This window comes from Sulfurimonas sp. NW15 (genome assembly GCF_051132285.1).
Lineage (GTDB): Bacteria > Campylobacterota > Campylobacteria > Campylobacterales > Sulfurimonadaceae > Sulfurimonas > Sulfurimonas hydrogeniphila.
Genome location: NZ_CP093237.1, coordinates 1148272 through 1160485 on the forward strand (window position 1 = coordinate 1148272; position 12214 = coordinate 1160485).

Here is a 12214-nt window from a genome sequence, read left to right on the forward strand (position 1 = left end):
ATTGAATTTAGAAAATTATTTTATATCACAATTTAACAGTAAACACATTGGTGACGACGGTGCATTGATTGACAATATTGTCTATTCCAAAGATGCATTTTTTGAAAACGTGCATTTTAAACGCAGCTGGATGAGTTGTTTCCAAATTGCCCAAAAAGCAATGCTTGTAAATATTTCTGATGCGGTTGCAATGAATGCTGTGCCGAAATATGTACTTTTAAGTGTTGCAATGCCAAAGAATATGACAAAAGCAGAAATGAAAGATTTGGCTGACGGATTTAAATCAGTCGCAAAGCAGTACAATATAGAAATTATCGGCGGTGATACAATCAGTAATACAAAGCTTGATATCACTGTAACCGTTATTTCCAAAACAAAAAAGCCACTCTTGCGCACCAGAGTCAGAGAAAATTATCTTTTTGCTTTTACCGGGGAGCTTGGGCGCTCGGCAAAAGATTTGAAAAAACTGCAAAACCTGGGGAAAATCCACAGAAAATCAAAATTTGTTCATATCAGATTAAGAAATGATTTTGTCACCAAAAGTATAAATGTTTTAAAAGCGGGTATGGATATATCGGATGGTTTATGCAGTGATTTGGGTAAAATTGCATCACTGAACAAAACAGGCGTGCAGTTTATAAAAAAAATACCTAAGCATATTGCATGTAGCGGGGAAGAGTATGAAATGCTGATTGCTTTTGATGCAAGGGATCTCAAAAAAGTCAAAATGTATGCCAGACAAACCAGAACAAAACTGACAGTTTTTGCAAAAGCTGTAAGAAACAAATATACAAACAGATGTAAAGCACATCATTTTTAAGGAACAGAGAAATATGGACAGATTTTATTCACTTGCACATGCAAGTATTGATTTTCACTTTAAACAGACTCCCCGTGATTTTGTAGTTGAGGAGATACCTTTATATGAATTTTCTGGAGAAGGGGAGCATTTAATACTGCAGGTAAGAAAGAAGAACCTCTCTACAAATGAAATGATAGGACAAATTGCCCGTTATCTGGGTATAAAAAACAAAGAAATAGGCTATGCTGGGCTTAAGGATAAAAATGCGATGACAGTGCAGTATATCTCTTTGCATAAAAAATATGAAGAAGCGCTGGAAAATTTTAATTTTGACGGAATAAAAATTCTTTCAAAAACCTATCATAACAACAAGTTGAGAATAGGGCATCTAAAAGGCAATCGTTTTTATATAAAACTGAAAAAGGTCAATCCTACAAGTGCTGAAAAAATTGATGAAGCATTAAAAAATATAGAAAAATTCGGGTTGCCGAATTTTTTCGGGTATCAAAGATTCGGAAATGACGGAGACAATCATATTCTGGGAGAAAAGTTGGCAAAAGGAGAGGCAAGAGAGCGTAATCCCAGAGTCAAACGTCTCCTTATCAATGCCTATCAGAGTCATCTGTTTAATCTTTGGCTCTCAAGAAGACTTGAGATCAATACGCTTGTGAACAGTTTTAAGGCTGAAGAGATCGAGAGTTTGTTAAACATGCCAAACGAAGAAGTCAAAAAGATGAAAGATCAGAAGCATCCTTTTAAACTTATCAGCGGTGATGTTATGGAACACTATCCGCATGGAAGACTTTTTGACTTTGAAGGCGCAAAAGAAGATTTAGAAAGATTTAATGCACGCGACATCTCTGTTACAGGACTTTTGTGCGGGAAAAAAGTACGCCATGCCACAGAAATTGCAGGAGACATTGAAAAAGACTATGATGATGAAATCAATGCTGACGGAGCCAGGCGCTATGCCTGGGTCTTTCCAACGGAGATAGAAGGGCGTTTCAACAAACACGAAGCACAGTATGAAATGAACTTCACACTCCCTAAAGGTTCGTATGCCACAGTTTTAATAGAAGAAATTGCCAAAAGGAAAATAAATGAATAAGAGACATATCACATCAGCCGTATCCCAGCTGTTCGGTAAATTTGCAAATAAAGAATTTCCGCACTGGTTTCAAAAAATTGTAAACTATTCCTATGTAAAACTGATGGGACTCGATATGAGTGAATTCCATGACCCGGGTACCTATAAGAGTCTGAACGCGCTCTTTACAAGAAGACTCAAAGAGCCAAGAAAATTTTCTTTGAATGCAGAAGATTTTATTGCACCCTGTGATTCTTTGATTACGGAGTGCGGCAGACTTATTGACGATTATGCTTTACAAATCAAAGGCATGCGCTATAAAACTGATAATTTGCTTGGAAAAAATTTTACACAGGCAGAAAAAGATTATGTGCATAACGGAGAATTTGTAAATTTTTATCTTTCTCCAAAAGACTATCATCGGTATCATATTCCGATGAATCTGCAGGTACTTAAAGCTGTACACATTCCGGGAAAATTTTATCCTGTTAATATCCCTTCGTTGAAAAAACGTTTGAATCTTTTTATAGAAAATGAGAGAGTTGTGCTGCTGTGTAAGACACAAGAAGGAAAATATTTTTACATTATCCTTGTGAGTGCATTGAATGTCGGCGTTATGAAAATAAGTTTTGAGACGCGTATACAGACAAATGCAGATGTACAAGAGGAACAGGTGTATGAGTTTGAAAACCTTTATCTTGACAAAGGTGAAGATTTTGGCTGTTTTGAAATGGGCTCTACCATTGTCATATTGGCCGAAGAAGATATGCTAAAACTTTTAGTCAAAGAAAATGACAAAGTAAAGTTTGGAGATACAATAGCAAAATATAACTCCAAATAATATTTTTTATTTATGTTACAAATATACTCATGTATATCAATGTCTTTTGCTTTTCTTAAATTCTTGATTTAAATCAATCATTTATAATTTTTTCAATGCTATTATAAAAACGTTAGTAAATATGTTGAGAACATTGTAAAGTGTTTAACTACTTTTAAAAATAGTGAGGAGAAAATATGTCACTTTCAAGAAGAGAATTTCTTAAAAGTTCAGCGGCAGCTTCTGCAGCAGCAGCTATTGGTATGACTGTACCAGCAGAACTGAATGCAGCAGCAGCGAAAGCTGAAAATAATTGGAGATGGGACAAGGCAGCTTGTCGTTTCTGTGGTACCGGTTGCGGGATTATGCTCGCAACTACGGGAGATGGTAAAGATAGAAAAATTGTTGCGGTCAAAGGGGATCCTGCTGCGCCGGTTAATCGTGGTCTTAACTGTATTAAAGGTTACTTTAATGCGAAAATCATGTATGGTGCGGACAGACTGACACAGCCGCTTCTTCGTGTAAATGACAAAGGCGAATTTGACAAAAAAGGGAAATTCGCACCGGTTTCATGGAAACGAGCGTATGATGAGATGGAAAAAAACATCAGAAAAGCACTCAAAGAAAAAGGTCCTGAAGGGGTAGCTGTATTTGCTTCTGGACAGTATACAATTATGGAAGGATATGCTGCCCAAAAAATGATGAAAGGCGGATTCAGATCCAATGCGATTGACCCGAATGCCCGTCACTGTATGGCATCTGCTGTTGTCGGTTTTTACCAGACATTCGGTATAGATGAGCCATCAGGTTGTTATGATGATATTGAATTGACAGATACAATCGTAACCTGGGGTTCAAACATGGCGGAAATGCACCCGATTTTATGGTCTCGTGTAACAGACAGAAAACTTTCAGACCCTGAACGTGTAAAAGTGGTCAATATTCAGACCTATACACACCGTACCTGCGATTTGGGTGACTTTAACATTATTTTTAGACCAAACACTGACCTTGCATTATGGAACTATCTTGCTCGTGAGATTGTGTACAACCATCCAGAAGCCATTGACTGGGATTTCATCAAGAAAAATATTATCTTTGCAGCAGGTCCTGTAAATATCGGATACGGTTTCAGACGTGCAGGTGAAAAATCTGTTACTCCGGTAAGACCTGACGGCAGTGCCGGAAAATATGATGCAAAAGAGATGGAAATTTACAATAAAGAGATGAGTAAGGTTGTCTCAGAATTAGAAGGTCCTGCGTTAGAACCATATGGTTATAAAGCCGGTGATACTATGAAAAACACTGCCGGTACTTTAAAACACTGGGAAATTTCTTTTGAAGAGTATAAAAAATCTTTAGAACCATATACATTGGAGTATACGGCAAAACTTTGTAAAGGTGATCCTGAAGAATCACTTGACAGCTTTAAGAAAAAGTTGCAGGATTTGGCAGCGCTTTACATTGAAAAAGACAGAAAAGTTGTCAGTTTCTGGACAATGGGTATGAATCAACATACACGTGGAACATGGGACAATACACTTTCATACAATGTTCACTTTATGTTAAACAAACAGGCACGTCCTGGCTCTGGAGCATTTTCATTAACTGGACAGCCTTCGGCTTGTGGTACTGCTCGTGAAGTCGGTACGTTTGCACACAGACTGCCTGCAGATATGATGGTAAAAAATCCAAAGCACAGAGCTATTACAGAGAAAGGCTGGCATATTCCTGCTGGAACACTGAATCCTGTCGGAAATCAGCATATTATGAAAATTCACAGAGATATTGAAGACGGTGTTGTAAAATTTGCATGGGTGAATGTGTGTAATGCATATCAAGACAGTGCCAATGCAAAACACTGGATTAAAGCGGCTCGTGAAATGGATAACTTCATCGTAACATCAGACGGGTATCCGGGTATATCTGCAATGGTATCTGATTTGATTTTGCCGTCTGCTATGATTTATGAAAAATGGGGTGCATACGGAAATGCAGAACGCCGTTCACAGCACTGGAGACAACAGGTTCTTCCTGTAGGTGATGCGATGAGTGACACCTGGCAGTGGGTAGAGCTTTCAAAAAGATTTACGGTAGATGATCTGTGGGGGCCTTATACACTGAGAAACGGTAAAAAACTTGCTGATGTAAGAGAAAAAGCCTATGCAATGGGGTATAAACCAGATACAACTATGTATGAAATTCTTTTTGGAAATGAAAGAGCGAAGAAAAACTATCCGTTGGCATTGGATCAGTTTCCACAAAAAGGGTATGACAACTCAGAATGTCTCGGTGATGCAAGAAATGTTGTCGGAAGTGACGGTAAAGTTTTCAAAGGCTACGGCTTTATGATTCACCAGTACCTTTGGGAAGAGTATGCATCATTTGGTAGAGGTCACGGGCATGACTTGGCAGACTTTGTTACCTACCATAAAGTTCGTGGTCTTAAATGGCCAGTTGTTAATGGCAAAGAGACTGCATGGAGATTTAATGTAAAATTTGATCCGTATGCGGCAAAACATGCAAAAGAAAACGGAAGAGGCAGTGAATTTGCATTCTACGGTCCACTTGCCAAAGCATTACCACACGGTAATTTAACAGGTGTACAAGACAAAAAGAAAAAACCGTTAACAGACAAAGCAAAAATCTTTGCCCGTCCGTATATGGATCCGCCGGAAATGCCGGATGAAAATTATGATTTATGGTTGTGTACAGGACGTGTGCTTGAGCACTGGCACTCTGGAACAATGACGATGCGTGTGCCTGAGTTGTACCGTGCTGTTCCTGAAGCGCTTGTCTATATGAATCCTAAAGCTGCTGAGGAAAGAGGACTCAAAGACAATGATTTATGCTGGGTTGAATCTCGTCGTGGTAGAGTAAGAGCTCGTGTTGAGACGCGTGGACGTAACAGACCGCCAAAACCTTTGGTATTTGTTCCATGGTTTGATGAGCGTGTGTTTATCAATAAAGTAACATTGGATCAAACCTGTCCTATGTCAAAACAGACAGACTTTAAAAAATGTGCTGTAAAAATTTATAAAGCATAGACAATAAAGAATTTACAATGAAAAAAGAAGCACTCAGCGACAGAAGAAAATTTATCTTAAATATGGCCAGAGGTGTTGGCTATGCTGCGATTGGCGGATTTTTATGGAGCGCGTATCTTGATGATGCAAAAGCTTCGCCGCTGATACTGCGTCCGCCTGCGGCTATAAAGGAAGAAGATTTTCTCAAAACCTGTATCAAATGCGGATTATGTGTTGAAGCATGCCCGTATGATACATTGATGCTGGCTAAACCCGGTGATCACAGACCTATAGGGACACCATACTTTATTCCAAGGGATATTCCCTGCTATATGTGTGAAGATATTCCTTGTGTTCCTGTTTGTCCGAGCGGTGCGCTGGATGAGTCGAGTGTAACTGTAAACGGTCATCTTGATATTAATACAGCAGATATGGGATTGGCAGTCATTGATGAAAACAGCTGTATCGCTTTTTGGGGAATTCAATGTGATGCATGTTATCGAGCTTGTCCTATCTTAGGACAAGCCATAACGGTAGAATATTCTAAAAATGAAAGAACCGGCAAACACGCATTTTTAAAACCTGTGGTGCATGCAGATGCCTGTACAGGCTGCGGAATGTGTGAACATGCCTGTGTGACAGAAAAACCGGCTATCTTTATACTGCCTCGTGAAGTGGCAATGGGGAAAGCCGGCAGTCACTACATCAAAGGCTGGGATAAAAAAGATGAGTCAAGACTAAAAGATGCTCATGCGATTCATACTACAACAAATGTAAGTAAAAGAAAAGCGGTTGACAAGCTTAACAGTGGTTTGGAAGGTTTGTTGGATGAGTAAACTATGGAATAACTATAGATATCTTATTTTAAGAAGATTTACACAAATTGGAATATTAATTCTATTTTTCGGTGCAAATGCCTGGGGATGGAAGATACTTGAAGGAAACCTCAGTTCATCCGAACTATTTGGAATTGTTCCGATGAGTGATCCTTATGCAGTGTTGCAGATGGTGGCAGCAGGTGCCGTTGTCGCAAGTGATTTACTTATAGGAGTGGCAGTTGTTGCACTGTTTTATTTTTTAATAGGCGGAAGAGCGTTCTGTTCTTGGGTTTGTCCTATTAATATGGTGACAGACAGTGCTAATTATTTAAGAAGAGTATTTGATATTGATAGAGCGCAAATAACAAAACAACCAATTACAAGAAATGTAAGATATTGGATTTTGGGTATTAGTTTAATAGTTTCGGCCTTTATGGGTATAGCAGCTTTTGAATTTGTATCGCCAATATCAATGATGCACAGAGGTCTTGTCTTTGGTATGGGCTTTGGCTGGGCAGCTATCGGTATGATATTTCTTTTTGATTTGTTTGTCCTTAAAAATGGTTGGTGTGGTCATATATGTCCACTCGGTGGATTTTATTCACTTTTAGGAAAGTTTAGTTTTATTAGAGTGCATCATCTGGAAGAAAACTGTACACTTTGTATGAAATGTAAAGTAGTTTGTCCTGAAAAACAAGTACTTCATATGATAGGCAAAGAATCACTTCCTGTACTCTCAGGAGAGTGTACAAATTGTGCCAGATGTATAGAAGTATGTGATGATGATGCTTTAAGGTTCTCAATAAGAGATTTTATTCAAAATAAAAAAATGGGAGAGTAAAATGAAAATTTTAACAAAGATTACGATCGGTTTTGCAACTGCAGCTTTATTACTCGTTGGATGTAATAACAATGCACAGGTAAAACCTCAGGAAAAAACACAGGTAAAACCTATAATAGATGAAAGTCAGTTAGGATACAGAGGGACAACTGATCTTTTAAAAGAAGATGTTGTTCCGCCTAAAGTAGAATATCATTCGGCTGCACCGGGAACTTCAAAGAAGTTTAAGCGAGCTTATCAGGATGCTCCGCCGATGATTCCACATGATACAACTGGAATGTTGCCGATTACAAAAGACAACAATCAGTGTTTGATGTGTCATATGCCGGATATGGCGCCATCTATGGGTGCTACACCAATTCCTGTTTCACACTTTACAAATTTTAGACCGCATACCTCTGTCAAAGGTGATAAAATTTTGAAAAACGGAAAAGTGGTTAAAAATACTTCTTCTGAAACACAGGAAAATGTCTCTATAAAAGTGGATAAAGATGAAAAACATCTGTATGCAGGAAGATTTAACTGTACACAGTGTCATGCACCTCAAGCAACAAACATGCTGGTTGACCAAAACAGTTTTAGACCTGTTTATACAGATCCAAACGGTGCTTCCAAATCATCTTGGGATCAATCCAAGTGGATGAAAAATATTGATACTGCAAAGTAAATAAACAAATGGAAAGAAGAGAGCTTTTTAGCTTTCTCTCTTCCTCTGTAAAAGAGGCAGCAGAGAAAAATAAAAATGAAACAGTCATTATACGTCCACCGTATTTTAATGATGCTGATGCTTTTGTTACAGAGTGTCAAAACTGTGAAGCGCAGTGCGCTACTTTGTGTCAAGAGCAGATTATTATTATCGGAGAAGACAGAACACCTTACTTGGATTTTAGCAAAAGAGGCTGTACATATTGTGATGAGTGTGCAACAGCCTGTCCCAGTGATGTTCTTCTGGTTGAAAACAAAAGGAAAATTTTTGCTGATATTGTGATAAATCAGGATAAATGTTTGAGTTGGCAGGGTGTTATGTGTTTTTCATGTAAAGACCCCTGTCTGGAAGATGCCATAGATTTTAAGGCAATGTTTATGCCTGAAATCAATGGCAAATGCACAAGTTGCGGTTTTTGTATCAGCAGATGCCCGGCGGATGCTATTGATATTGAGAAGGTAAGTGAATGAAATATCTTGTTTTTCTACTAATGGTCATTTCAGGCATACATGCAAAAGGTTTAATACAGCCGGAGTATATTTATAAGGTTTCATCAGGACTTGTAACAGATGTTTTATATAAGAAACAAAAACTCTATTGTGCTACTGATGACGGAAAAATAGAAATTTTTAATACAAAAAGCAAAAAAAATATACAGGCAATCAAGTTAGACAAAATTAAAGATTTTATGGGAGATGCAATAGATTCTAAAATATTTTCTATTGATCTGATTAATGGCTCTTTGTTGATACTTTCTCAAGATAACGGAGGATACAGCAGAGTTCATATTTACAATTCTTCAGCTTTACATGTAATCATTTCAGGAGATGACAGACTCAACATTATCAAAGCAAAATTTATAGACAAAGAGAATATATTGATTGCATTAATTAGTAATGACATTATCTCTTATAATATTAAATCAAAAAAGAAAAACTGGACAACACAGGCTTCTATGTCCAAGTTTTCCAATTTTGCACTTAATAATGACAAAACATTAGTGGCTATTGCGGATGAAAGTGGAGATGTGCATCTTATTTCCACCAAGGAGGGCAAGCATGTAAAAACACTTCATGGAGACAATGTCGACAATATTTTCAGCATTGATTTTAAAGGTGAAGTGGTTTTAACAGGAGGACAGGACAGACGTGTAGGAGTGTATAATCTGAAAAACGGCGATGCCTACTATAAAATGTCACACTTTTTTGTATATGGAGTAGGACTCAGCCCAAGCGGGAAAACAGCTGCATACAGCAGTGATATAAACAACGATGTAGAACTTTTTGATACAACGACAAGAGAGGTTTTGGGAAAATACAAAGCTGATAAAATGATTGTCAACAGTATCTATTTTATCAACGAAAAAGAGTTTTTTATAAACAGCAGTTCGCCTAGAGTAGGGTATTATAAAATCAAATAAGGAGTAATAGATGATGGAGTTTACACAAAGTGAATTTTTAGTTGAAACTGAAGTTCCCCAAGATGAATTAATAATTTCAAGAACAGATTTATCAGGGAGAATCACCTATGCAAATGAAACATTTTGTGAAATAAGCGGATATTCTCAAAATGAAATCATCGGTAAACCCCACAGTATCGTGAGGCATCCTGATATGCCGGATGCAACATTTGAAGATTTGTGGAATACTATAAAAGCCGGAAAACAGTGGAAAGGCGTAGTAAAAAATCTCAGAAAAGATAGAGGTTTTTACTGGGTTGAGGCTCTTGTTTCGGGTGTCTATAAAAAAGGCGAGCTGGTTGAATACAAATCACTCAGAAGTCCCGTTTCTTATGCAACAAAGTTAAAATATCAAAGATTATATGATAAAATGAGAAGTGAAAAGAACGAAAGAATAAGAAAAATAATTTACAGTTAAATTGTAGTTGCACTAGTGCAATGAGCTTCCTGCTGAAGGAAACATAGCGTTAGCGTAGATGACAGAATTACTTCTGGCATCGTAATAAAAGAATGAAGGAGGTTTCCTTCATTTTATAAAATAAAATTAAGGAAAAGATAATATGAATGTTTCAAGTATAGTGGTACAGACAGTACCGAAGTTTTTAGATGAAGTGGTGCAGAGTTTAAAAGAGTGTGAGGTTTGTGATTATCATTTACATGATGAAAAAGGCCGTATTATCATTACAATAGAAGGTAAAGATGTCAGTGAAGAGCTTGGAAAACTGAAAGTGATAGAGGCCATTCCTCATGTGATTGCGGCTGATATGCAGATGGCATATTCAGAAGATGAACTCGATGCAAATATAAAAGTGATTAACGAATCAGATGCCGTGCCAAATCTACTCAAAGATGAAAATGTTGAGATTGACAGAGTCGTGTACCATGGGGATTTAAAGAAAAAAGATTCTCAGTTGCAAGAGTTTGCAAAAAGCCTGAGTAATCCTGACGGAGTTGAGTAATGGCAGTTATTTTTACAGCTACTATCAAACTGGATGATGCCGGAAAATGGTTTATAGAACTTAAAGATGAAGCAGACGGTAGAAGTGAAATTTGCTTTGATATGGATGAGTTTGAAAAAAACATTGAAAAACTCGGTGATGACTATGGTGGATACATTGATGAAGTGAAATGGCAAAAAGATGACAATGTGCCTCCTTTTGTTATGGATGAAATCAGAGTTCTTATGGCAGAACACCGTGCAAAGATAGAAGAAGAGAGAGGGGAACCGATTACACCTGTTGCGCAGGAAAACAAGGAGTAAATCTAAAAACTTGATTTATATCAAGAATTACATAAGTTATATAAGTTATAATTTATGTGAATTTAAAAAAGGAAGAGAAATGAAAAAATTACTACTTTCAATGGCAGCATTGCCATTAGTAATCGGTGGATTGAGTGTAAGTGCAAGTGCAGACGGGATTAATATTTTAGACAATATTAAACTAAAAGGTGAGATTCGCCCTCGTTATGAGAGTGTTGATGACGGAAAAGCAACAACGACAAATGCGAGTGCATATACTGTACGTACAAAATTAACAGCAACAGCGAATCTCCTTGGTGTAGATGGTCTTTCTGCAAGTATTGGTATGATTTCTGTAAATAATTTAGGCTCGCATGAGTATAACTGGAATGGAACATCTTATACAGACGGAACAAAACCATATTCAGTGGTGATGGACCCTCAACAGGCAATGATTTCAAATGCTGAAATTAATTACAGTGTTGATAAAACAACAGTACATGTAGGGCGCAGTCAAATAAATCTTGACAACCAAAGATTTATCGGCACAGTCGGCTGGAGACAGTTCGAACGTTCTTATGATACAGTTTTTGTTGCAAATAATTCTATTAAGAATCTTTCAGTATTAGTTGCGTGGGTTTATGGTTTTCAGGGTGTAATCGCCGGACCGACTACTGATACGAACAGTGTGCTCGTACATGCTGCATATAAAGTAATGCCAGAACTGAAAGTAACTGCATATGACTATATGATAGCCGGTGCACATGATACTTACGGTATTGCATTGACAGGAAAAGTAAAGACAGGTATGGCAAAACTCAGCTACCGTGCTGAATATGCTTTACAAAAAGATTCTACTATGGAAATCCATAACAGTAACGGAAAAGCAGATGCTTCTTACTATAATTTGGATTTGGGTGCAAATGTAAACGGTATTCTAGCCGGTGTTAATTATGAGTTTTTAAGTGGTACTACCGGAACAGACGGAAAAACAAACTTTAACCCTATGCTGGGAACAAATCATAAATTTAACGGTTGGGCGGATGTTTTTTATGTAGGAAACAGCGGACCACTCGGTGGTTTAAAAGACTTTAATGTCCGTTTAGGCTATACTGCAAAAGGTCTTGGCAAGTTGCTTGCAGTCTATCACACATTTACAGCGGATAAAACGATGGGTGGGCTCGATGACTTAGGTTCTGAGTTTGATGCAGTATATACAAATAAAATTCCTGGAGTAAATAACTTAACAGGTCTTTTAAAGTATGCTGACTATTCAAAAGGTACAGTTGCAGGATACACAAACGACATTCAAAAAATCTGGGTTGGTTTAGACTATAAATTTGCTACAAAATAAAAAGTAAATTTCATATTAACTCTAAGCGTTAAGTTTTTTAGAAACCAGGTTTCAGTCTAGT

The 12214-nt window shown here is 37.4% G+C and carries 13 protein-coding genes; all 13 read left to right on the forward strand.

Features of this window, described 5'->3' with window-relative positions:
- The first annotated feature begins 1 nt into the window (after nt 1).
- Nucleotides 2-820 carry a thiamine-phosphate kinase gene (locus MLC52_RS05800; protein WP_434581602.1) on the forward strand — a complete coding sequence of 273 codons (819 nt, stop codon included), beginning with the start codon at nt 2-4 and terminating at the stop codon, nt 818-820.
- Between the two features lie 13 nt (nt 821-833).
- On the forward strand, nt 834-1910 hold the full coding sequence (gene truD / locus MLC52_RS05805) for a tRNA pseudouridine(13) synthase TruD (protein ID WP_418641372.1): 1077 nt from the start codon (nt 834-836) through the stop codon (nt 1908-1910).
- Nucleotides 1903-2730: a phosphatidylserine decarboxylase gene (locus tag MLC52_RS05810; protein WP_151900398.1), complete on the forward strand. Its 828-nt coding sequence runs from the start codon at nt 1903-1905 to the stop codon at nt 2728-2730. The genes truD and MLC52_RS05810 overlap by 8 nt, the downstream gene beginning before the upstream one ends.
- Before the next feature lie 176 nt (nt 2731-2906).
- The gene (napA, locus tag MLC52_RS05815; protein WP_434581603.1) at nt 2907-5756 is read left to right on the forward strand and encodes a nitrate reductase catalytic subunit NapA; all 2850 of its coding nucleotides are present in this window, start codon (nt 2907-2909) and stop codon (nt 5754-5756) included.
- Between the two features lie 17 nt (nt 5757-5773).
- Nucleotides 5774-6571, forward strand: a complete 798-nt coding sequence (gene napG / locus MLC52_RS05820; RefSeq protein ID WP_151900396.1) for a ferredoxin-type protein NapG — start codon at nt 5774-5776, stop codon at nt 6569-6571.
- Nucleotides 6564-7394: a quinol dehydrogenase ferredoxin subunit NapH gene (gene napH, locus MLC52_RS05825; protein WP_151900395.1), complete on the forward strand. Its 831-nt coding sequence runs from the start codon at nt 6564-6566 to the stop codon at nt 7392-7394. The genes napG and napH overlap by 8 nt, the downstream gene beginning before the upstream one ends.
- Nucleotide 7395: 1 nt before the next feature.
- Entirely contained in the window at nt 7396-8061 is a 666-nt protein-coding gene (locus MLC52_RS05830; RefSeq protein WP_151900394.1) for a nitrate reductase cytochrome c-type subunit, read from the forward strand.
- A gap of 8 nt (nt 8062-8069) precedes the next feature.
- Complete coding sequence (locus MLC52_RS05835) at nt 8070-8570, forward strand: ferredoxin-type protein NapF (RefSeq protein WP_151900393.1); 501 nt, start codon at nt 8070-8072, stop codon at nt 8568-8570.
- Nucleotides 8567-9520, forward strand: a complete 954-nt coding sequence (locus MLC52_RS05840; protein ID WP_346388721.1) for a WD40 repeat domain-containing protein — start codon at nt 8567-8569, stop codon at nt 9518-9520. Before MLC52_RS05835 ends, MLC52_RS05840 begins: the two co-directional genes overlap by 4 nt.
- Before the next feature lie 13 nt (nt 9521-9533).
- Nucleotides 9534-9977, forward strand: coding sequence for a PAS domain-containing protein (locus MLC52_RS05845; RefSeq protein ID WP_151901521.1), 444 nt, complete (start codon nt 9534-9536; stop codon nt 9975-9977).
- 142 nt (nt 9978-10119) lie between these two features.
- Nucleotides 10120-10518, forward strand: coding sequence for a chaperone NapD (locus MLC52_RS05850; protein WP_151900391.1), 399 nt, complete (start codon nt 10120-10122; stop codon nt 10516-10518).
- The gene (locus MLC52_RS05855) at nt 10518-10820 is read left to right on the forward strand and encodes a hypothetical protein (protein WP_151900390.1); all 303 of its coding nucleotides are present in this window, start codon (nt 10518-10520) and stop codon (nt 10818-10820) included. The genes MLC52_RS05850 and MLC52_RS05855 overlap by 1 nt, the downstream gene beginning before the upstream one ends.
- 79 nt (nt 10821-10899) lie before the next feature.
- Entirely contained in the window at nt 10900-12153 is a 1254-nt protein-coding gene (locus MLC52_RS05860; protein ID WP_434581604.1) for a hypothetical protein, read from the forward strand.
- Nucleotides 12154-12214: the final 61 nt, after the last annotated feature.

Bases quoted from the DNA above. Each gene is read 5' to 3' on its own strand.
- MLC52_RS05860 (WP_434581604.1), top strand. From the start codon at position 10,900: ATGAAAAAATTACTACTTTCAATGGCAGCATTGCCATTAGTAATCGGT.
- napH (WP_151900395.1), top strand. From the start codon at position 6,564: ATGAGTAAACTATGGAATAACTATAGATATCTTATTTTAAGAAGATTT.
- MLC52_RS05855 (WP_151900390.1), top strand. From the start codon at position 10,518: ATGGCAGTTATTTTTACAGCTACTATCAAACTGGATGATGCCGGAAAA.
- MLC52_RS05840 (WP_346388721.1), top strand. From the start codon at position 8,567: ATGAAATATCTTGTTTTTCTACTAATGGTCATTTCAGGCATACATGCA.
- MLC52_RS05845 (WP_151901521.1), top strand. From the start codon at position 9,534: ATGGAGTTTACACAAAGTGAATTTTTAGTTGAAACTGAAGTTCCCCAA.
- MLC52_RS05850 (WP_151900391.1), top strand. From the start codon at position 10,120: ATGAATGTTTCAAGTATAGTGGTACAGACAGTACCGAAGTTTTTAGAT.
- MLC52_RS05830 (WP_151900394.1), top strand. From the start codon at position 7,396: ATGAAAATTTTAACAAAGATTACGATCGGTTTTGCAACTGCAGCTTTA.
- napA (WP_434581603.1), top strand. From the start codon at position 2,907: ATGTCACTTTCAAGAAGAGAATTTCTTAAAAGTTCAGCGGCAGCTTCT.
- napG (WP_151900396.1), top strand. From the start codon at position 5,774: ATGAAAAAAGAAGCACTCAGCGACAGAAGAAAATTTATCTTAAATATG.
- truD (WP_418641372.1), top strand. From the start codon at position 834: ATGGACAGATTTTATTCACTTGCACATGCAAGTATTGATTTTCACTTT.
- MLC52_RS05810 (WP_151900398.1), top strand. From the start codon at position 1,903: ATGAATAAGAGACATATCACATCAGCCGTATCCCAGCTGTTCGGTAAA.
- MLC52_RS05835 (WP_151900393.1), top strand. From the start codon at position 8,070: ATGGAAAGAAGAGAGCTTTTTAGCTTTCTCTCTTCCTCTGTAAAAGAG.